This is a genomic window from Streptomyces aquilus, assembly GCF_003955715.1.
In the GTDB taxonomy this organism is placed as follows: domain Bacteria; phylum Actinomycetota; class Actinomycetes; order Streptomycetales; family Streptomycetaceae; genus Streptomyces; species Streptomyces aquilus.
The window spans coordinates 1,557,009-1,576,551 of record NZ_CP034463.1 but is presented as its reverse complement, the minus strand read 5'-3'; the positions used below and the strand labels follow the sequence as shown (position 1 = coordinate 1,576,551).

21 protein-coding genes are annotated in these 19,543 nt (G+C 73.0%); 14 read left to right on the top strand and 7 right to left on the bottom strand.

Annotated elements, in window-relative coordinates; translation table 11 throughout:
• Window positions 1–2 precede the first annotated feature (2 nt).
• Complete coding sequence (locus EJC51_RS07330) at window positions 3–863, top strand: class II fructose-bisphosphate aldolase (protein WP_126270300.1); 861 nt, start codon at window positions 3–5, stop codon at window positions 861–863.
• On the opposite strand, the gene EJC51_RS07325 is transcribed toward EJC51_RS07330, so the two are convergent.
• Window positions 853–1,980, bottom strand: a complete 1,128-nt coding sequence (locus EJC51_RS07325) for a methyltransferase (protein WP_126276855.1) — start codon at window positions 1,978–1,980, stop codon at window positions 853–855. The two genes, EJC51_RS07330 and EJC51_RS07325, sit on opposite strands and share 11 nt — an antisense overlap.
• 85 nt (window positions 1,981–2,065) lie before the next feature.
• Between EJC51_RS07325 and EJC51_RS07320 the strand changes: the two genes are divergently transcribed.
• Window positions 2,066–2,707 carry an alpha-ketoglutarate-dependent dioxygenase AlkB family protein gene (locus EJC51_RS07320; protein WP_126270299.1) on the top strand — a complete coding sequence of 214 codons (642 nt, stop codon included), beginning with the start codon at window positions 2,066–2,068 and terminating at the stop codon, window positions 2,705–2,707.
• Window positions 2,708–2,743: 36 nt separating this feature from the next.
• Complete coding sequence (locus EJC51_RS07315; RefSeq protein WP_126270298.1) at window positions 2,744–3,988, top strand: ROK family protein; 1,245 nt, start codon at window positions 2,744–2,746, stop codon at window positions 3,986–3,988.
• 52 nt (window positions 3,989–4,040) lie between these two features.
• Here EJC51_RS07315 and EJC51_RS07310 read toward each other — a convergent pair whose 3' ends face one another.
• Window positions 4,041–4,880, bottom strand: a complete 840-nt coding sequence (locus tag EJC51_RS07310) for a helix-turn-helix transcriptional regulator (protein WP_126270297.1) — start codon at window positions 4,878–4,880, stop codon at window positions 4,041–4,043.
• 101 nt (window positions 4,881–4,981) lie between these two features.
• On the opposite strand from EJC51_RS07310, the gene EJC51_RS07305 reads away from it, so the two are divergent.
• Window positions 4,982–5,689 (top strand): SDR family oxidoreductase, encoded by a 708-nt coding sequence (locus EJC51_RS07305; protein ID WP_126270296.1) that lies wholly within the window; start codon window positions 4,982–4,984, stop codon window positions 5,687–5,689.
• A 33-nt stretch (window positions 5,690–5,722) separates the two neighbouring features.
• Entirely contained in the window at window positions 5,723–6,157 is a 435-nt protein-coding gene (locus EJC51_RS07300; protein ID WP_126270295.1) for an RpiB/LacA/LacB family sugar-phosphate isomerase, read from the top strand.
• 28 nt (window positions 6,158–6,185) lie between these two features.
• Here the strand turns inward: EJC51_RS07300 and ilvY are convergent, their stop codons facing one another.
• The gene (gene ilvY / locus EJC51_RS07295) at window positions 6,186–7,037 is read right to left on the bottom strand and encodes an HTH-type transcriptional activator IlvY (RefSeq protein ID WP_126270294.1); all 852 of its coding nucleotides are present in this window, start codon (window positions 7,035–7,037) and stop codon (window positions 6,186–6,188) included.
• 88 nt (window positions 7,038–7,125) lie between these two features.
• Between ilvY and EJC51_RS07290 the strand changes: the two genes are divergently transcribed.
• On the top strand, window positions 7,126–8,598 hold the full coding sequence (locus tag EJC51_RS07290) for a ketol-acid reductoisomerase (RefSeq protein ID WP_126270293.1): 1,473 nt from the start codon (window positions 7,126–7,128) through the stop codon (window positions 8,596–8,598).
• Window positions 8,599–8,603: 5 nt separating this feature from the next.
• Here the strand turns inward: EJC51_RS07290 and EJC51_RS07285 are convergent, their stop codons facing one another.
• From EJC51_RS07285 to EJC51_RS07270, 4 genes are read right to left on the bottom strand one after another with little or no spacing between them, the layout of a single operon-like run.
• Window positions 8,604–8,795 carry a DUF1272 domain-containing protein gene (locus EJC51_RS07285; RefSeq protein ID WP_126270292.1) on the bottom strand — a complete coding sequence of 64 codons (192 nt, stop codon included), beginning with the start codon at window positions 8,793–8,795 and terminating at the stop codon, window positions 8,604–8,606.
• A gap of 40 nt (window positions 8,796–8,835) precedes the next feature.
• On the bottom strand, window positions 8,836–9,747 hold the full coding sequence (locus tag EJC51_RS07280; RefSeq protein WP_126270291.1) for a phosphotriesterase family protein: 912 nt from the start codon (window positions 9,745–9,747) through the stop codon (window positions 8,836–8,838).
• Entirely contained in the window at window positions 9,744–10,328 is a 585-nt protein-coding gene (locus EJC51_RS07275; protein WP_126270290.1) for a DUF4865 family protein, read from the bottom strand. The genes EJC51_RS07280 and EJC51_RS07275 overlap by 4 nt, the downstream gene beginning before the upstream one ends.
• Before the next feature lie 17 nt (window positions 10,329–10,345).
• Window positions 10,346–10,918, bottom strand: a complete 573-nt coding sequence (locus EJC51_RS07270; protein ID WP_166682837.1) for a TetR/AcrR family transcriptional regulator — start codon at window positions 10,916–10,918, stop codon at window positions 10,346–10,348.
• A gap of 164 nt (window positions 10,919–11,082) precedes the next feature.
• Here EJC51_RS07270 and EJC51_RS07265 point away from each other — a divergent pair, with 164 nt between their 5' ends.
• The 8 genes from EJC51_RS07265 to EJC51_RS07230 all read left to right on the top strand — a co-directional run bounded on the left by EJC51_RS07265 (window position 11,083) and on the right by EJC51_RS07230 (window position 19,543).
• Window positions 11,083–11,364, top strand: coding sequence for an SHOCT domain-containing protein (locus EJC51_RS07265; RefSeq protein WP_126270289.1), 282 nt, complete (start codon window positions 11,083–11,085; stop codon window positions 11,362–11,364).
• Window positions 11,361–12,134 carry an ABC transporter ATP-binding protein gene (locus EJC51_RS07260; RefSeq protein ID WP_126270288.1) on the top strand — a complete coding sequence of 258 codons (774 nt, stop codon included), beginning with the start codon at window positions 11,361–11,363 and terminating at the stop codon, window positions 12,132–12,134. Before EJC51_RS07265 ends, EJC51_RS07260 begins: the two co-directional genes overlap by 4 nt.
• The gene (locus EJC51_RS07255) at window positions 12,131–14,692 is read left to right on the top strand and encodes an ABC transporter permease (RefSeq protein WP_126270287.1); all 2,562 of its coding nucleotides are present in this window, start codon (window positions 12,131–12,133) and stop codon (window positions 14,690–14,692) included. Before EJC51_RS07260 ends, EJC51_RS07255 begins: the two co-directional genes overlap by 4 nt.
• A gap of 160 nt (window positions 14,693–14,852) precedes the next feature.
• Window positions 14,853–15,941, top strand: a complete 1,089-nt coding sequence (locus tag EJC51_RS07250) for an S-(hydroxymethyl)mycothiol dehydrogenase (RefSeq protein WP_126270286.1) — start codon at window positions 14,853–14,855, stop codon at window positions 15,939–15,941.
• On the top strand, window positions 15,941–16,570 hold the full coding sequence (locus tag EJC51_RS07245; protein WP_126270285.1) for an MBL fold metallo-hydrolase: 630 nt from the start codon (window positions 15,941–15,943) through the stop codon (window positions 16,568–16,570). Before EJC51_RS07250 ends, EJC51_RS07245 begins: the two co-directional genes overlap by 1 nt.
• A gap of 195 nt (window positions 16,571–16,765) precedes the next feature.
• A complete protein-coding gene (locus EJC51_RS07240; protein WP_126270284.1) occupies window positions 16,766–17,128 on the top strand; it encodes a bifunctional 3-phenylpropionate/cinnamic acid dioxygenase ferredoxin subunit in 363 nt (120 codons plus the stop codon).
• The gene (locus EJC51_RS07235) at window positions 17,125–18,285 is read left to right on the top strand and encodes an NAD(P)/FAD-dependent oxidoreductase (RefSeq protein ID WP_208870693.1); all 1,161 of its coding nucleotides are present in this window, start codon (window positions 17,125–17,127) and stop codon (window positions 18,283–18,285) included. The genes EJC51_RS07240 and EJC51_RS07235 overlap by 4 nt, the downstream gene beginning before the upstream one ends.
• A gap of 127 nt (window positions 18,286–18,412) precedes the next feature.
• The gene (locus tag EJC51_RS07230; RefSeq protein ID WP_126270283.1) at window positions 18,413–19,543 is read left to right on the top strand and encodes an aromatic ring-hydroxylating oxygenase subunit alpha; all 1,131 of its coding nucleotides are present in this window, start codon (window positions 18,413–18,415) and stop codon (window positions 19,541–19,543) included.

Genomic DNA, 19,543 nt, shown 5'->3' with positions numbered 1-19,543 from the left:
CCGTGCCTCTTGTCCCCACCGGCGACCTGGTCGCCGCTGCCGCCGCCGCGCACTGTGCCGTCGCCGCCTTCAACGTCGTCACGCTCGAACACGTCGAGGCGGTCGTCGCCGGCGCCGAGTCGGCGGCCGCCCCCGTCGTCCTCCAAGTGAGCGAGAACGCCGTCAAGTTCAGGCGGGGGCGGCTGCACCCCCTGGCCCGTGCCGCCGTCGCGGTGGCCGAACGTGCCGCCGTCCCCGTCGGGTTGCACCTCGACCACGTCCAGAGCGACGACCTGCTGCGGCAGGCGGCGGACGCCGGGTTCAGCTCCGTGATGTACGATGCCGCCCGGCTGCCCTACGCCGAGAACCTCGCCGCCACCCGCGCCGCGGCCGACTGGGCGCACGCCCAAGGCCTGTGGATCGAGGCCGAGTTGGGGCAGGTCGGCGGCAAGAACGGGGAACCTCCGCTGGACGCCCACGCCCCCGGTGCCCGCACCGACCCCGCCGAGGCCCGCGCCTTCGTCGCCGACTCCGGCGTGGACGCCCTGGCGGTGGCCGTCGGCAGCACGCACGCCATGACGACCCGGACCGCCGCCCTCGACCACGACCTCATCAAACGCCTGGCCGCGGCGCTCGACGTGCCGCTCGTCCTGCACGGTTCGTCCGGCGTGCCCGACGACGAACTCACCGCGGCCGTCACCGGCGGCATCACCAAGGTCAACATCGGCACCGCCCTCAACATCGCCTTCACCGGAGCCGTACGGGAGTACCTCGGCGCCCACCCCAAGGCGGTCGACGCCCGCACGTACCTGGCCGTGGGACGGGAGGCGATGGCGAGGGAGGTGGAGCGGACCGTCCAGCTGCTCGGCCGGGCTACTTCCTGACGGCCCTGAGCACCACGAACTTCGGGTCGCCGGCGACCAGTTCGCTGTTCCCGAACAACCGCCGCAGCGTCACGTGGTACCCCAGGTGACGGTTGCCGACCACCCACAGCTCGCCGCCCGGCCGCAACGCGCGCCGGGCGTCGGCGAACATCCGGCGCGCGGTGGCGTCGGTCGTGGCCTGATGGGAGTGGAACGGCGGATTGTTGAGCACGAGGTCCACACTCCCGTCCGGCACCCCGCTCAGCCCGTCCCCGACCCGGAACTCGGCATGCCCCGGCACGTCGTTCGCCTTGTACGTGGCCTCCGCGGAGGCCACCGCCTGGAACGACTCGTCGACGAACAGCACCTCGGCCTGGGGATTCGCCAGCGCCACCGCCGTCCCCACCACTCCGTTGCCGCAGCCGAGGTCCACGACGCGCCGGCCGCCCCTGCTGTCCGGCAGATGGCCCAGGAAGAACCGGGTGCCGATGTCGAGCCGGTCGGCACAGAAGACGCCCGCGTGGTTGACGACGGTGCGCCCGGAGACCGGTCCGATGCCCTCGGGCAGGGCGTAGCTGTACGGCCACGGGGTGGCGGCGGTCTCGCCGGACGGGTCCGGGGTGCTGAAGATCAGCCGGGCCTTCTTCTCGGCGAGGGAGGTGCGGGTCGGGCCGATGATCCGCTCGAAGAGCTTCAGCGTGGAGGTGTGGATCTCCTTCACCATGCCGGTGCCGACGACGACCGTGTCCTCGTGCACCCCGGGCGCGAGGCGCAGCAGCTGGTCCTCCAGCAGGGCCAGGCTCTTCGGCACCCGCACCAGCAGCACGTCGATCCGTCCCGGCGGCGGGTCCTGGGTCGTGAGCAGCCGTACCGCACCGGTCTCGACACCGTTGCGGGCGAGGTTCGCCCGGGTCGCCTCCTGGCTCAGGTACGAGTCCGTGATCTGCGTCGGCCCGTGCGCGGCCAGCGCTGTCACCAGGGCGCCCCAGCGGTCGCCGAGGACCACGACCGTGCCGGACAGCGGGACCTCCCGCAGGTGCCGCAGCAGGTACTCGTCGGAGGCGTCCCAGGCACGCAGCCGGTCACGCGGGTCATCGGGAAATCGGGCCAGCGTCAGCTCGCCCCAGGGCGTCGTCATACGGTCGTTCATCGTGCGTCCAGGCTAAGCGACCCGGGGACGCCGGCGGAGCCGCAGCTCAGCGCCTCTTGTCAGGATGGTGTGCATGGACGCCGAGCTGTTCCCCAGGTCCCGTACGGAGGTCGCGCCGGGCGCGGTGCACGTGCCCGACTGGCTCGACGCCGCACGCCAACGGGAGCTGCTGGCGGCCTGCCGGGACTGGGCCCGCCCGCCGGCCGGGCTGCGGACGGTGCGCACACCCGGCGGCGGCACGATGACCGCCCGGCAGGTGTGCCTGGGGTGGCACTGGTACCCGTACGGCTACGCCCGCACGGTCGTCGACGGCGACGGCTCCCCGGTGAAGCCCTTCCCGGCGTGGCTCGGGGAACTGGGACGTGCCGCGGCGCGGGAGGCCCTCGGGGTGACGCCTCCGCCGTACGACATCGCACTGATCAACTTCTACGACGGCGACGCCCGCATGGGCATGCACCGCGACAGCGACGAGCAGTCGGACGCGCCGGTCGTGTCCTTCAGCCTCGGTGACACGTGTGTCTTCCGGTTCGGGAACACCGAGACGCGGACCCGGCCCTACACGGACGTGGAGCTGCGCAGCGGGGACCTGTTCGTCTTCGGAGGGCCTGCGCGGCTCGCCCACCACGGCGTACCGAAGGTGTACCCGGGCACGGCGCCGCCGGAGTTGGGGCTGACCGGGCGGCTGAACATCACGCTGAGAGTCAGTGGCCGGTAGGCGGCCCGCGCAGCGGATCATGGGAGACTCGCCCTCATGAGCGGCAACGCGGACCCCCGGCCGGCGGGGGAAGGGACCACCTCGAGGACGCGGTTGGACCGGGGGCGCGGTGCGCTCGGGCCCGCGCTGGAGCTCGTGCACACCGGACGCGCCCCGACCCGGGCCGTGCTCACCGCCGAACTCGGCGTGACCCGGGCCACGGCCGGAGCCGTCGCCGCCGAGCTGGAGGCCCTCGGACTGATCAGGGTCGACGCCCGGCCCGGCGCCGCCGCCGGTTCCCAGGGCCGGCCCTCGCACCGCCTCGCGGTCGCCGAGGACGGGCCCGTCGTCCTGGCCGCCCAGGTGCACGCCGACGGATTCCGCGCGGCGCTGGTCGGACTCGGCGGCCGGATCGCCGCCACCGCACCCGCCCGCGAGACCGTCGACGCCGACCCGGCGAAGATCATCGGCTCGGTCGTCGAGGCCGGCGCCGACCTGCTGCGCACCACCGGCCTCCGCTGCGTCGGCGCCGGCCTCGCCGTGCCGTCCGCGGTCGCCGAACCCGACGGCAGCGCGCTCAACCCGCTCCACCTGGCCTGGCCCGTCGGCGCCCCCGTGCGCCGGATCTTCGCCGAGTGCGTGCGCGCGGCCGGCATCAGCGGACCGGCGTTCGCGGGCAACGACGTCAACCTCGCCGCACTCGCCGAGCACCGGCACGGCGCCGGGCGCGGCGCCCGCGACCTGCTCTGCGTGGCCACCGGACACCGGGGCGTCGGCGGCGCGCTCGTCCTCGACGGCCGTCTGCACACGGGCAGTTCGGGCCTGGCGCTGGAGGTCGGGCACCTCACCGTCAACCCCGAGGGCCGCCCCTGCCACTGCGGCAGCCGCGGCTGCCTCGACGTCGAGGCCGACCCGCTGGCGCTCCTCACGGCCGCGGGGCGCGAGCCGGGACCCGTGGTGTCCCTGCTCCAGCAGGCCATCGAACTGATCCGCGACCACTACGACGACCCGACCGTCCGCACCGCCGCCGAGACCCTCATCGACCGCCTGGGACTGGGCCTGGCCGGGCTGGTGAACATCCTCAACCCCGACCGCATCATCCTCGGCGGCCTGCACCGCACCCTCCTCGCCGCCGATCCCGACCGGCTGCGCGCGGTCGTCGCCGACCGCAGCCTGTGGGGGCAGAGCGGCGGCGTGCCGATCCTGGCGTGCACCCTGGACCACAACAGCCTGGTCGGCGCGGCCGAGTTGGCGTGGCAGCCGGTGCTGGACGACCCGCTCAGGGCCCTCGGGCCTGTCTGACAATTCCCGCCTGCCGCGCGACGCCTGGCACGCACGCTCGGCAGACAGGCCCCTAGCCCACCAGTGACTGGGTCCCGAGGACGGAGAGCAGCGCCAGCTTCTCGGCCTCCTCGGTGCCCGGCTCCGCCGAATACACCAGGATGTGCAGGTCGTTGCCCTCCACCCGGAGCAGATCGCAGTCCAGCGTCAGCAGCCCCACATGGGGGTGCTCGATCGTCTTGCGCGAGCCCTCCAGCCGGCCGACGACCCCCGCGTCCCACAGCTCGGCGAACCGCTCACTGCGCGCCCTCAACTCCGCCACCATCCGCCGCAGTTGCCGGTCGGCGGGATAGCGGCCGTACGTCGCCCGCAGCTCCGCGACCATCCCGGCCTCGAAGTCGCGCCGCTCCTGCGGGGTGTGCCGGACCCGGGTGGGCGCACCGGTGAAGTTGCGCCACACCCCGTTGCGCTCGAAGCCGCGCAAGCCCGACGGATCACCCATCAGCGCCGCGTACATCGGGTTGGCCACGAGCAGCGTCATCGCCGCGTCGGACACGCCGACGGGCGTGTCCACGAGCCGGTCCAGCAGCCGCTGGACGCTCGGCGTGATGTACCCGGGCACCGTCTCGGGCCCCGGCGGCACCAGCCCGGCCAGCCGGAACAGATACTCCCGCTCGTCCCCCGACAGCCGCAGCGCCCGGGCGAGCGCCTCGACGACCTGCCCGGACGGGTTGGCCGCCCGGCCCTGTTCGAGCCGGGTGACGTAGTCGACCGAGATCCCCGCCAGCAGCGCCAGCTCCTCGCGCCGCAACCCCGCCGCGCGCCGCTGTCCGCCGGCCGGCAGCCCCGCGGTCTGCGGCGCGACCCGGTCCCGCCAGCGGCGCAGTGCCTGCCCCAGTTCCGTCGTCGTCATGCCCCCAGTGAACCGCGCCGGGCGGGCGGCCGCCTGGTACTGGGAGTCCCAGGAAGAAGAGTCGTCTGGCTGCCCGCCCGGGCCGGAGGGAGGGTGAAGCCATGACCACCACACTGATCACCGGAGCGAACAAGGGCCTGGGCTTCGAGACCGCACGCCGGCTCGTCGCAGCAGGTCACACCGTCTACATCGGCGCCCGCGACGCCGAACGCGGCCGCCGTGCCGCCGAACAGCTGGGCGCCCGCTTCGTCCAGCTCGACGTCACCGACGACGCCTCCGTCCAGGCCGCCGCGAAGACCGTCGAGGCCGAGGGCGGCCTGGACGTCCTGGTCAACAACGCCGGCATCGAGGTGCGCGGCCCGGACAACGCCATCCCGACCGCCGCCGGCACCACCGCCGACGAGATGCGCACGGTGTTCGAGACCAACGTCTTCGGCGTCGTCCGCGTCACCCACGCCTTCCTCCCGCTGCTCCAGCGGTCCGCGGCGCCTGTCGTGGTGAACGTGAGCAGCGGTCTGGCCTCCCTGACCGCACTGTCGGACCCGGACTCGCCGGCCCACTTCTACCAGGCCATCGCCTACCCGGCGTCCAAGACCACCGTCAACATGATCACCGTGCAGTACGCGAAGGCCTTCCCGGAGATGAGGATCAACGCCGTCGAACCGGGCTTCACCGCGACGGACCTCAACGGCCGCACGGGCACCCAGAGCGTCGAGGAGGGCGCTGAGATCATCGTCCGCATGGCCATGAGCGGCCCCGACGGACCGACCGGCGGCTTCTTCGCCGCCCAGGGCACCCTGCCCTGGTGATCTGGCCCTGGTGATCCGCGTAGGCTCGCGACCATGCGGATCTCAGTCTCCTCGGACATGGACGAACCCGTGGCGCGAGCCCTGGTCGCCGAGCTGCGCGCACGCGGCCATGAGGTGACCACCCACGGGGCCCTCCAGCCCGGCGCCGACCCCCAGTGGGCCGCCTGCTCGGAGGCGGCGGCCCGGGAGGTCGCCGACGGGACGGCGGACCAGGCGGTCGTCTGCTGCTGGACCGGCACGGGGGCGTCGATCGCCGCGAACAAGGTCCCCGGCGTGCGGGCCGCGCTGTGCACCGACGCCTACACCGCGGACGGCGCCCGCCGCTGGAACGACGCCAACGTCCTCGCCCTCGGCCTGCGCCTGACGTCCGAGCCGCTGATGAAGGAGATCCTCGACGCGTGGTTCGCGGCCGAGGCCAGCGAGGACCCGGAGGACCGGGAGAACGTGGAGCGCCTCAGGGGGCGGTGAGGCTCCATGGGCTCCGACGTGGAGCACGTCAGGGAGCCGTGAGGCTCCACAGCGCGGCCACCAGCGGCCTGCGCAGATCGGCCCGTCGTACGCACAACCCGATCGGGAACGGCTCGGGCGGTGGGTCCGCCGGAAGCACCGCCAGCCGTTCGCGCACCGCACTGTGCTCCAGCACCAGCCGCGGCACCACCCCCGTACCGCAGCCGAGGGCGACCAGTGTCAACAGCCCTTCGTGGCCGTCAGGTTCGCAGACGACCTCGGGCGTTTTGCCGCGGGCCCGGAACCAGCGGTCGGCGGCGTCCCGGACGAGCCCGCGGTGGGGGAGGACGAAGGGCCCGTCGAGGCCAGGGTCGGGCCGGTCCCGGGCGGTGACCAGGACCAGCTCGGTCACCTCGACGGTCCGCCCCACCAGGGGCTCGGGCAGCCGTGCCGGGATGCCCGCCACGGCGACGTCGACCTCGCCCTCGTCGAGCCGGGCCAGCGCCGCCGCCGCGTCGCCGGTGCGCAGGTCGAGCCGTACCTGGGGGTGGGCGGCCCGGAACGGGGCCAACAGGTCGGGCAGCAGCGCCTGGCAGGCGGTCACCGTGGCGAACACGGCCAGCCGGCCGGTCAGTTCGGCCGGGTCGGGATGTTCCTCGCGGTAGGAGCGCCACAACTCCAGTGCCTGGACGGCGTATGCACGGAACCGATGCCCCTCGGCCGTCAGGGACACCCCGCGCGGCCCCCGGTCGAAGAGCCGGTGCCCGAGATCCGCCTCCAGCCGCTGCACGGTCCGCGTCAGCGTCGCCGGGCTGACATGACAGTCGAGGCTGGTCCGTCCGAAGTTCAGCGACTGCGCCAGGTGCAGAAAAAGACGCAGCTCCCGATGGTCGTCACGCACCAGATCACCTGCGCCTTTCATCTCCTGCAAGAGGCCGCTTCACATGTTGCGCTTGCCGCAACGCTCGCCGCGAGCCTACAACTCGACCATGACCTCGACCACGCACACCTCCCGTGTCTTCAGCCTCGAGACGATGGACGTGCCCGGCGGCACGGAGACCATCCTGCGCGGCGGCCGGCATCTGTTCCCGCTGCTGCCGCGGGCCTTCGCCGGCGTGCGCCGCATCGGTGTCCTCGGCTGGGGCCCGCAGGGCCGCGCCCAGGCCCTCAACCTGCGCGACTCCCTCGCCGGCACCGACCTCACGGTGGCCGTCGGACTGCGCCCCGGATCGGCGTCGGCGGCCGACGCCCGTACCCACGGCTTCACCGAGGAGGACGGCACCCTCGGCGACTGGCTCGCCGTCGCCGCCGACAGCGACCTGGTGATCCTGCTGATCGCCGACGCGGCGCTGGCCGCCCATCACCCCGAGATCTTCACGGTGTTGAAGCCGGGCGCCGGCATCGGCCTCTCGCACGGCTTCCTGCTCGGGCACCTCCGGGAGACCGGCGGCGACTTCCCGCCCGGGCACCCGGTGGTCGCCGTCTGCCCCAAGGGCATGGGCGACTCCGTGCGACGGCTGTACCAGCAGGGCGCGGAGGTCAACGGCGCCGGGATCAACAGCAGTTACGCGGTCCACGCCGACCCGGACGGCCGGGCCGCCGACCTCGCCCTGGGCTGGTCGGTCGCGCTCGGGTCGCCGTACACCTTCCGCACCACCCTCGACAGCGAGTACCGCTCGGACATCGTCGGCGAGCGCGCGATCCTGCTCGGCGCCGTGCACGGCATCGTCGAGACCCTGTTCACGCGCTACCGCCTCGCCGGGAACGACGAGGTGACGGCGTACGAACGCTCCTGCGAGAACGTGACGGGCCCGATCGCCCGCACGATCTCCCGGGCCGGGCTGCGCGCGGTCCGCGAGGGCCTCGACCCGTCCGCCCGGGACGTCTTCGACCGCGCGTACACCGCGACGTACGCTCCCGCTCGGGAGATCGTCGCCGAGATCTACGACGAGGTCGCCGACGGCACCGAGCTGCGCAGCGTGATCCTCGCCGAACGCCGCCTGGGCGCCCGTCCGATGAGCGAGATCGGCGGCTCGCCCATGTGGTCCGTCGCGGAGCGGGTGCGGGCCCGGCGCGGTGTGCGCGAGCTGCCCGTCGACCCGTTCACGGCAGGGGTCTTCGTCGCCACCATGACCGCCCAGATCGACGAGTTCGCCGACCGCGGCCACCCCTGGTCCGAGATCGTCAACGAGTCCGTCATCGAGGCCGTCGACTCCCTGCTGCCGTACATGCACGCCCGCGACGTGGCCCACATGGTCGACAACTGCTCCCGCACGGCGCGGCTCGGCGCCCGCCGCTGGGGCCCGCGCTTCCAGGCCGCGTACGAGCAGATCGCCTACCCGGCGGCCGAACGCCCGGCGGACGCCGCCCTGTTGTCCGCGTTCGACACCCACCCGGCCCACGAGGCCCTGGCCGCGGCGGCGAAGCTGCGTCCGCCGGTGGACATCTCGGTGCCCGCGTAGGTGTGTCAGGCCGGGTCCGTTCGGGCGGGGCGTGGTCGGGGGACCAGTTCGCCGCCGCAGTTCGGGCAGATGTTCTGCATGGCCTCGCTGCACGCGACGCAGTACGTGCACTCGTAGACGCAGATGCGGGCGGCGGCGTCGGGCGGCAACTCGGCCGTCTCACAGCGCTCGCAACGGTCGCGCATTTCCAGTGCCATGTACTCCCTCTCGGCGTCGCCCGGTGCCGATCATGCCCGTTCACCGCCAGTCGACGGCGAAGGCCCGGCCGGGGTTCACCGTCATCATGCGCTCCACCGCCTCGGCACCGACGGCCGCCACCAGCCGCGGCCGCACCCGGCGCAGCAGATACGGCATCCCCGGTCCGCCGTCGACCGAGCGGGCCGCCGCGGTCGTCGTGTCGCCGCCCAGCAGCAGCCGGTCGCCGTACCCTGCCTCGGCCAGGGCCCGCACCGCGTCCGGCATCCGCCAGTCGGTGGCGTGGTGGGCGCGCGACGGCCCGTCGAAGGCGAGCCAGCAGCCGGAAGCCGCCGCTTGCAGATGCGTGACCGAGTCGGGGGAGCGGTTGAGGTGCCCCAGGACCACCCGGTGCGGCGGCACGCCGCACTCGCCGCACAGGAGGTCCAGTACGTCCAGTGCGCCGGTGCCCAGTTCCAGGTGGACCGCGATCGGCGCCCCGGTCGCGTGGTGGGCCTCGGCCGCCGCCCGCATCGTCCAGCGCGCGTGCGCGTCGAGCGCGTGGAAACCGCCCGCCACCTTGATCAGCCCGGCCCGCACCCCCGACGTGCCGATACCGGCGGTGAGTTCGGCGACGAAGAGCTCCGCGAGCCGGGGTCCCCGCAGCTCCTCCAGGACCCGCTCGTCGTAGTGGACGGCCTGGTGCAGCCCGGTCGCGGCGACCACGGCGACCCCCGTCTCCCGGGACAGCGGCGGGAGATCGGCGGCCCGCCGCCCCATGCCGTACGGCGTCCACTGCACCACCGCACCGCCGCCCTCGGCCCGGAAGGCGACCAGCTCGGCGCGGGCCGCGGACACGTCCCGCAGCTCCTGGCCCGGCAGCCGAGGGCTGCCGAAGAACAGGTGGTCGTGCGCGTCGCACACCCCGAGACCCGCGGGGTCCACGTCGCCGAGGACCGTGCGGACCGCGCTCACCACTGGCGTCCGTGGGGCAGTCGGTCCAGGCCCGGCGCCGACAGGTGCAGGACCTGGAAGACATCGCCTTCCGCCTTGGGGGTGTCGTGCGCCCACAGCGAGAAGTGGACGAGCTCCCAGCGGGACGTGTCGACGGCGGCCGCGGCGAGCAGCGCCCCGTCCTCGCCCGCCCACCGCCTCGCCTCACCCGCCGCGTCCGCCGTGAAGTCGCCCAGCTCCACGCCCTCCGGCACGGGGCGACGCCGCCGCACCGCGACCCGCGCGGGAGAGCCGACGGCGCCGCCCTCCTCGTACGCCAGACCGGTCCACTGCCGCACCGAAGGCCGGCCGAAGTCGTCGCTCAGCCCCTGGAAACCGCCGCCCCAGAGAAAGGAGTTCATGCCCTCGACGCTGTTCCAGAGGTAGAAGGGCGCGTACTGGTTCACGGGGGAGCCATGCTCGCCGCGCTCCCGCATCAGATAGGCCTTCAGGCCCAGGCCCTCCCAGGCGTCGAGGAGATGTCCCTTGGCGGCGACGCGGGCCCGGATGACGTCCATGTCGTAGGTGGCGGGCAAGGTGAGCTCGTACTGCATGGCGTGCATGAAGAAGTGCCTCCCGGCTATCGAGGTGCGAGGAGCGACAGCAGCCCCCGGACGCCCGCGTCGAACGCTCCCGGCGAGCCGGCCGCGCGGGCCAGGACGTAGCCGCCCTGGACGGTGGCGACGACGGTGGCCGCGATGGCCTCGCCGTCCAGCGCGGGCGCGAACTGGCCCTGTTCCTTGCCCTCTTCGACGATCCCGGCGATCCGTTCCCGGAGCCAGTCGAGCGTCTCGTCGACCGGCGCGCGCAGCTCCTCGCTCGCGACGACGTCCGGGTCCATGGTCAGCCGGCCGACCGGGCAGCCGCGCAGCACGTCGCGCTCGCGCAGCAGATACGCCTCGATGCGCTCGTACGGTGTCCCCGGCCCGCCCAGTACTCCCTCCGCGGTAGCCCGCATCTCCTCGGCCGTGCGCCGGATCGCGGCCAGCGCGAGGTCGGGCTTGCCCTGGAAGTGGTGGTACATGCTGCCCTGCCCGGCGCCCGAGCGCTCCAGGATGGCCTTGGGGCTGGTGCCGACGTAGCCGCGTTCCCACAGCAGCTCGCGGGTGGACTCGATCAGTCGCTCCGGGGTGCTCATGGATTCACTGTACATACTAGTAGTTACAGAAAGCCAGAGGTCTGGGAAGCAGCGCAGTGCGTGCCGCCGTACTCCCGCGGAGGTACCCGCACTCCCGCCGGCCGTACGACGACCCGGACCCCCTCCCGGAGTCAGTCTCGAGACATCACCGGAACACCTCACTAGGGAGATGACCCGAGATGCAGACCCTGGCGCACTGGGACGGCGGGCCCGGCCCGTGGATCCTTCTCTTCCCGCTGATCTGGGCGGCCGTCGTCGTCGGCGCCGTCACCGTCCTGCGCCGCACGGTGTGGCGCGGCCGCGGCGGCCCCCGCCGGTTCGCCGTCGACGACAACTCACCCCTGACCGTGCTCGGCCACCGCTTCGCCTCCGGCGAGATCGACGAGGACGAGTACTGGCGCCGGCTCTCCGTCCTGGACGAGCAGTTCGGCCGCCACACGGGCAAGGGCGGTGCGGCATGACCGTCACGACCGAGGTGCGCACCGCCGCACGCGTGGTCGACGCGGTGAAGGTGTACGGCGGTGGCGACACCGCCGTCCGCGCCCTGGACGGCGTCAGCGTCGCCTTCCCCGCCGGCCGCTTCACCGCGATCATGGGGCCCTCGGGCTCCGGCAAGTCCACCCTCATGCACTGCGCGGCCGGTCTCGACACTCTCAGCGCGGGCGCCGCCTACATCGGCGACACCGAACTGGGCTCCCTCGACGACCGCCGCCTGACCCTCCTGCGCCGGGACCGGGTCGGATTCGTCTTCCAGGCGTTCAACCTGGTGCCGACGCTGACCGTGCGGGAGAACATCACGCTCCCGCTCGACCTGGCCGGCCGCAAGGGCGACCCGGAGTGGGTGGAGGCCCTGATCGACGTCGTCGGTCTGCGTGACCGCCTGCACCACCGTCCGTCCGAGCTCTCCGGCGGGCAGCAGCAACGCGTCGCCGTGGCCCGGGCGTTCGCCGGACAGCCGGACGTCGTCTTCGCCGACGAACCCACCGGCAACCTCGACTCCCGCTCCGGCGGGGAGGTCCTCGGCCTCCTCGGCCGCACGGTGCGCCACACCTCCCGCACGGTCGTCATGGTCACCCACGACCCCGTGGCCGCCGCCCACGCCGACGAGGTCGTCTTCCTCGCCGACGGGCGTCTGGTGGACCGGATGACCGCGCCGACCGCCGAACGGGTCCTGGACCGCATGAAGGCCTTCGACACGGGGACCTCCCCGGCCCCGGAGGCGTCGTCGTGAACGCCGCCGTACGCCTCAGCACCTCGTCCCTGCGCGCCCACAAGCGACGTTTCGCCGGGACCTTCCTCGCCGTGTTCCTCGGCGTCGCCTTCCTGGCGGGCACCCTCGTCATGGGCGACACCCTGCGCGCCAGCTTCGACACGATGTTCGGGCGGGCCACCAGCGGCACGGACGCCGTGGTCCGCAGCGCCGACGCCATCACCACCCCCGGCGAGAGCCAGGGCGTGCGGGCGCCGGTCCCCGCGGACCTCGTGGACGCCATCGAGACGGTCCCCGGCGTGGCCGCGGCCGCCCCCGACATCCAGGGCGCCGGCCAGCTCGTCGGCGCCGACGGAGACCCCATCGGCGGCAAGGGCCCGCCCACCCTCGCGGGCAACTGGATCACGGACCCCGAGCTCAACGCCTACCAACTGGCCGAGGGCCGCGCCCCCGCCCGGTCCGGCGAGGTCGTCATCGACCGGGGCACCGCCGAGCGGGGCGGCCTGCACCTCGGCGACACGACGACCCTGCGGACCCCCGACCCCGTGCGGGTGACCGTCGTCGGCCTGGCCACCTTCGGCGGCGAGGACGGCATGGCCCAGGTGACCTTCACCGGCATGACCCGGGCGGACGCCGAGAAGTACCTGACGGCCCGGCCGGGCGAGGCGTCGACCATCAAGGTCCGGGCCGCCCCCGGGGTCGGTCAGCAGCAGCTGGTGGACCGGCTGACTCCCGTGCTCCCCAAGGGAGTCGAGGCCATCACCGGCCAGGAGTCGGCGGAGGAGAACACCGACATGATCTCCAGCCAGTTCCTGACCGTCTTCACCCTCTTCCTCCTCGTCTTCTCTGGCGTCGCCCTGCTGGTCGCGACCTTCTCCATCCACAACACCTTCGCGATCGTCGTCGCCCAACGCACCCGCGAGAACGCCCTGTTGCGCGCCCTCGGCGCCTCCCGGCGCCAGGTCACCGCGTCGACCCTGGTGGAGGCCACCGTGGTCGCGGTGACCGCCTCGGTCGCGGGCCTCGCGGGCGGCATCGGCATCGCCGCGGGTCTGAAGGCCCTGTTCCCGGCGATCGGATTCCCCTTCCCCGAGGGCGACTTGGTGGTCAGCGCGCTGTCCCTGCTGCTGCCGCTCGCCGTGGGTACCGTCGTCTGCCTCGGCTCGGCGCTGCTGCCCGCCGTCCGCGCGGGCCGCACCGCGCCGATGGCGGCCCTGCGCGAGACGGCGGTCGACACCTCCGCCGCCTCCCGCGTCCGCGCCGTCACGGGGCTCGGCCTCGGCGCCCTCGCCCTGGGCCTGACGATCGGCGGCGTCCTGGTCACCCCGTCGCTGTGGCTCGCCGGCGCCGGAGCCGTGCTCGCCCTGGCCGCGTTCGTGGTGCTCGGCCCGGTCGCCTCCACCACGGCGGTACGGGTTCTCGGCAGCCCCCTCGACCGGCTGCGGGGCGTCACCGGCGCTCTCGCCCGCCGCAACGCCCTGCGCAGCCCGAGGCGGACGGCCGCCACCGCGAGCGCGCTGATGATCGGCGTCGCCGTCGTGGCCCTGTTCACCGTGTTCGCCGCCTCGCTGAAGGCGACCATGGACCAGACGGTCTCGCGCTCCTTCGCGGGCGACGTGGCCGTCAGTACCCCGTCGTTCGGCGCCGGCGGCAGCGGACTGAGCCCCCGGCTGGCGGGTGCCGTGGCCGAGCTGCCCGAGGTGGACACGGCCGTCGGCCTCGGCCGCGGGGTCGCCGAAGTCGACGGCAAGGGACGGGCGTTGACCGTCACCGACCCGCTCGCTCTGGCGCGCACCTTCGACCTGGGCGACGTGAGGGGCTCCCTGGCGGGCCTCGGCACCGACGGCATCGCCGTCACCGAGAGCGAGGCCGACAAGCAAAGCCTGAAGCCCGGCGACCAGGCCCGGCTCACCTTCACCGACGGCGAGACCAGGACCTTCACGGTCCGTGCCGTCTACGGACGCTCCGAACTGGCCGGCGACTACGTCATCACCCGCGCCGCCTGGGCACCGCACCGCACCCAGGACTCCGACACCCTGCTGGCCGTGTCGTTCAAGGACGGCGTCGACACGGACACCGGCAAGGCCGCGGTGGAGAAGGTGGCGGAGCACTACGGCAACCCCGAGGTGCAGACCCGGGACGAGTACGCGCAGTCGTCGGCGGGCGGCATCGACATGATGCTCACCCTCGTCTACGCCCTGCTGGCCCTCGCCGTCCTCATCGCCCTGCTCGGCATCGCCAACACGCTGACCCTGGCGATCCACGAACGCACCCGCGAACTGGGCCTGTTGCGGGCCGTCGGACAGACCCGCTCCCAACTGCGGGCCATGGTCCGCTGGGAGGCGGTCCTGGTCGCCGCCTTCGGCACCGTCGGCGGTCTCGGCCTCGGCGCCTTCCTGGGCTGGGTCCTGGTCAAGGCCTCCGACGGCGCGAGCGACAGCGCCTTCGCCTTCGCGATGCCGCCGGCGCGACTGGCGATCGTGGCCCTGGTCGGCCTCGCGGCGGGCGCCCTGGCGGGCCTGCGTCCGGCCGGCCGGGCCGCTCGCCTGGACGTACTGCGGGCCATCGCCACGGAGTGACGACGCCGGGCATCCGCACCGCTTCCGGGGGTCGAGGCAACTCTGTCGAGTTCCTTGACCCCCGGTCCGCACTCCATGATGCTGTGTTGCGGCAAATGAAATACGTGCCGTAATGAGCAACATCTGAATGCCGGACACGATCATCACCCGAGGAGTGGCCATGACGCACCAGGTCCGTGCCGTCGTCGCGCGGGGCAAGGGCGCCCCCGTCAGCCTGGAGACGATCATCGTGCCCGACCCGGGTCCGGGTGAGGCGCTGGTGAAGATCGAGGCCTGCGGGGTCTGCCACACCGATCTGCACTACCGCGAGGGCGGCATCAACGACGACTTCCCCTTCCTGCTGGGCCATGAGGCCGCGGGTGTCGTGGAGTCGGTGGGGGAGGGCGTCACCGACGTGGCCCCCGGTGACTTCGTGATCCTCAACTGGCGTGCGGTGTGCGGGCAGTGCCGGGCCTGTCTGCGCGGTCGGCCCCAGTACTGCTTCAACACGCACAACGCCAAGCAGAAGATGACCTTGGCCTCGACCGGCGAGGAGCTGTCGCCCGCGCTGGGGATCGGCGCGTTCGCGGAGAAGACGCTGGTGGCGGCGGGACAGTGCACCAAGGTCGACCGGTCGGCGTCGGCGGCCGCCGCCGGGCTGCTGGGCTGCGGGGTGATGGCCGGCATCGGCGCGGCCATCAACACCGGCGGCGTCGGACGCGGCGACTCGGTCGCCGTCATCGGCTGCGGCGGCGTCGGCGCCGCGGCGATCGCCGGGTCCGCTCTGGCGGGCGCGGCGAAGGTCATCGCCGTCGACATCGACGACCGCAAGCTGGAGACCGCGAAGAGGCTGGGCGCCACCCACACGGTCAACTCGCGTGAGAACGACGCGGTCGAGGCCATCCGCGAGCTGACCGGCGGCTTCGGCGCCGACGTCGTCATCGAGGCGGTAGGCCGGCCGGAGACCTACCAGCAGGCGTTCTACGCCCGCGACCTCGCCGGCACGGTCGTCCTCGTCGGTGTGCCGACCCCGGAGATGAAGCTCGAACTGCCGCTGCTGGACGTGTTCGGCCGCGGTGGCGCGCTGAAGTCCTCCTGGTACGGCGACTGCCTCCCGAGCCGCGACTTCCCCATGCTCATCGACCTCTACCTCCAGGGCCGGCTCGACCTCGACGCCTTCGTCACCGAGACCATCGCCCTGGACGAGGTCGAGAAGGCCTTCGAGCGGATGCACGACGGCGACGTCCTGCGCTCTGTGGTGGTCTTCTGATGGCCGCCCGCATCGAGCACCTCGTCACCTCGGGGACGTTCTCCCTGGACGGCGGCACCTGGGACGTCGACAACAACGTGTGGATCGTCGGCGACGACACCGAGGTGATCGTCATCGACGCCGCCCACGACGCCGAGGCGATCGCGGCGGCGGTCGGCGGGCGCACCCTGCGGGCCGTCGTGTGCACCCACGCCCACAACGACCACATCGACGCCGCGCCCGCGCTCGCCGAACGCACCGGCGCCCCGGTGCTGCTCCACCCGGACGACCTCCCGCTGTGGAAGCAGACCCACCCTGAGCGGGCGCCGGACGCCGAACTCACCGACGGACAGGGCATCTCGGTGGCCGGCATCGAGCTCACCGTGCTGCACACGCCAGGCCACGCGCCGGGAGCGGTCTGCCTGTACGCGCCGGCCCTGACGGCCCTGTTCAGCGGCGACACGCTGTTCTGCGGCGGACCGGGGGCGACGGGACGGTCGTACAGCCATTTCCCGACCATCATCGACTCGATCCGGGACCGGCTGCTGACGCTTCCCGGCGACACCGTCGTCCACACCGGGCACGGGGAGACGACCACCCTCGGCGCGGAGGCCCCGCACCTCCAGGAGTGGATCGACCGCGGCTTCTGACCGCTCCCACGGGGCTTTCGCACGGCGCCCGTTCCGCCTGTTTCCGCAGGTGGAACGGGCGCTTCGAGCTGCCCGGAGGCCCGTCCGCCAGGCCGTTCGAACCAGGCGTGGTGATGCCTTGACAACGGTTCGGAGCGGCCCGCAGACTGGCGTTGCGTCAATCGCAATCCGTTTCGCTATACGCACCGAGGTGTCATGATGATTCCCGCGTGCCGTCTCGCGGATCTCCCGCGAGGTGAGGCCCACCGGCTCGACATCGATCCGCCGGTCTCGGTGTTCCACACCGACGACGGCGAGCTCTTCGCCATCGACGACACCTGCACCCACCAGGACGCGTCGCTCGCCGACGGCTGGCTGGAGGGCTGCGAGGTGGAATGCCCGCTGCACGCCTCGAAGTTCGACCTGCGCACCGGCGCGGTGGACGCCCCGCCGGCCAAGCTCCCGGTGCGGACCCACGAGGTCGTCGTCGAGGACGGCATGATCTACGTCCAGTTGTCCCTGGCGGCTCCCAACCTGCCGCCCTGCATCTCGGCCCGGCTCGCCGGAGGTCCCGCGTGAGGACCGTCGCCGTGGTCGGCGCCTCGCTGGCCGGCCTGTCGGCGGCGCGCTCGCTGCGCAAGCAGGGCTACGACGGCCGGCTGGTCGTCGTCGGGGACGAACCGCACCGCCCCTACGACCGGCCCCCGCTGTCCAAGGAGTTCCTGGCCGGCAGCCTCGCCGAGGCCGAACTCGCCCTGGAGGGCGACGACGAGGACCTGGCGGCGGAATGGCTGCTCGGCACCCGCGCGGTCGCCCTCGACCACCGCGGCCGTAAGGTCCGGCTCGCCGACGGACGCGAGGTCCGCGCCGACGGCTTCGTCCTCGCGACCGGCGCCGCGGCCCGCACCCTGCCCGGCTCCGAGGGACTTGCCGGGGTGCACACGCTGCGCACCCTGGACGACGCCCGCGCCCTGCGCGACGAACTGGCCCGCGGCGGACGGCTGGTGGTGATCGGCGGTGGGTTCATCGGCGCCGAGGTCGCCTCCACCGCGTACGCCCTGGGCCTGGAGGTGACCGTCGTCGAGGCGGCCCCGACCCCGCTCGCCGGCCCGCTCGGCGAGGCGATGGGCGCCGTCGTCTCCGGTCTCCACGCCGACCACGGCGTACGACTGGTGTGCGGCGTCGGTGTGAAGGGGCTGAGCGGTGAGAGCCGCGTCGACGCCGTCCTGCTGGAGGACGGCCGCAGCCTTCCCGCCGACATCGTGGTCGTCGGCGTGGGTGCGCGCCCCAACGTCGAGTGGCTGGAAGGCTCCGGCATCGCCCTCGACAACGGCGTCAAGTGCGGCGCCGACGGCCGCACCAGCCTGGCCGGCGTGGTCGCGGTCGGCGACTGCGCCAACTGGTACGACCCGCGCGCGGGCCACCACCGCCGGGTCGAGCACTGGACCGGCGCCCGCGAGCGCCCCGACGCCGCGATCGCCACGCTGCTGGCGCAGGGCGCGGTGGAACCGGGGGTGCCCCGGCCGCCGTACTTCTGGTCCGACCAGTACGGCGTGAAGATCCAGTTCGCCGGTCACGCCGCCGCTGCCGACAGCGTGACCGTCGAGGCGGGCAGTGCGGACGGCCGTGACGTGCTGGCCGTCTACCGGCGGGCCGGCGACCCGGTCGCCGTGCTCGGGATGAACCAGCCGAGGCTGTTCACGCGCTGGCGCAAGCAGCTTGGCGCTCCGCGGTGAGCAGCGAGATGTGTCGTTTGTCGCCCGCGCCGCCGTTGTGGCTGGTCGCGCCCCGCGGCGGAGCCGCATATCGATACAGGCCCGCGCCCCTTCGGGGCGTGTCCGAATCCCCTCCGAGGAGTGCCCCGTGACCTCGACCAGCCTGCCGGACAGTCTGATCGCCACCCTTCCCGGCTCCTCCTACACGGATCCGGCGATCTTCGCCCAGGAGCAGGAGCGCATCTTCGAGACCATGTGGTTCTGCGTCGCGCGCGCTTCCGAACTGGCCAAGCCCGGCGCCTTCCGCACCGTCGACGTGGGCCGCGAGAGCATCCTCGTCACCCGCGGGCGGGACAACGCCATCCGTGCGTATTTCAACGTATGCCGCCACCGCGGCGCCAAGCTCTGCACGGAGGAGACCGGCGAGGTCAAGCGGGCCTTCCAGTGCCCGTACCACGCCTGGACCTACGACCTGAACGGCAAGCTGGTCGCGGCCCCCAACCTCACCAAGATGCCCGACGTCGGCCGCACCGAGTACGGCCTGGTGAGCGTGGCCGTGCGCGAATGGCTCGGCTATGTGTGGGTGTGCCTCGCGGAGAACCCGCCGTCCTTCGAGGAGGAGGTGCAGGGCGCGGTCGTCGAGCGCCTCGGTGACGTCGAGTCGATCGAGCGCTACGACATCGACAACCTCTCCGTCGGCAGGCGCATCACGTACGACGTGAAGTCCAACTGGAAGCTCATCATCGAGAACTTCATGGAGTGCTACCACTGCGCCACGATCCACCCCGAACTCACCGAGGTGCTCCCGGAGTTCGCGGACGGTTACGCCGCCCAGTACTACGTGGGCCACGGCGCGGAGTTCGGCGAGGAGGTGCGGGGCTTCACCGTCGACGGTTCCGAGGGCCTGGACCGCATCCCGGGCGTCGCGGACGACCAGGACCGCCGCTACTACGCGATCACGGTCAAGCCGCAGGTGTTCATCAACCTCGTGCCCGACCACGTGATATTCCACCGGATGTACCCGGTGGCCGTCGACCGCACGATCGTCGAGTGCGACTGGCTGTATCTGCCGCACGTCGTCGAGAGCGGCAAGGACGTCAGCCGGTCCGTGGAGCTCTTCCACCGCGTCAACCAGCAGGACTTCGACGCCTGCGAGCGCACCCAGCCCGGCATGAGTTCCCGTATGTACGCCAAGGGTGGTGTGCTGGTGCCCAGTGAGCACCACATCGGTGCCTTCCACGACTGGGTGAACGAGCGCCTGGGCCTGTCCCAGGGCTGA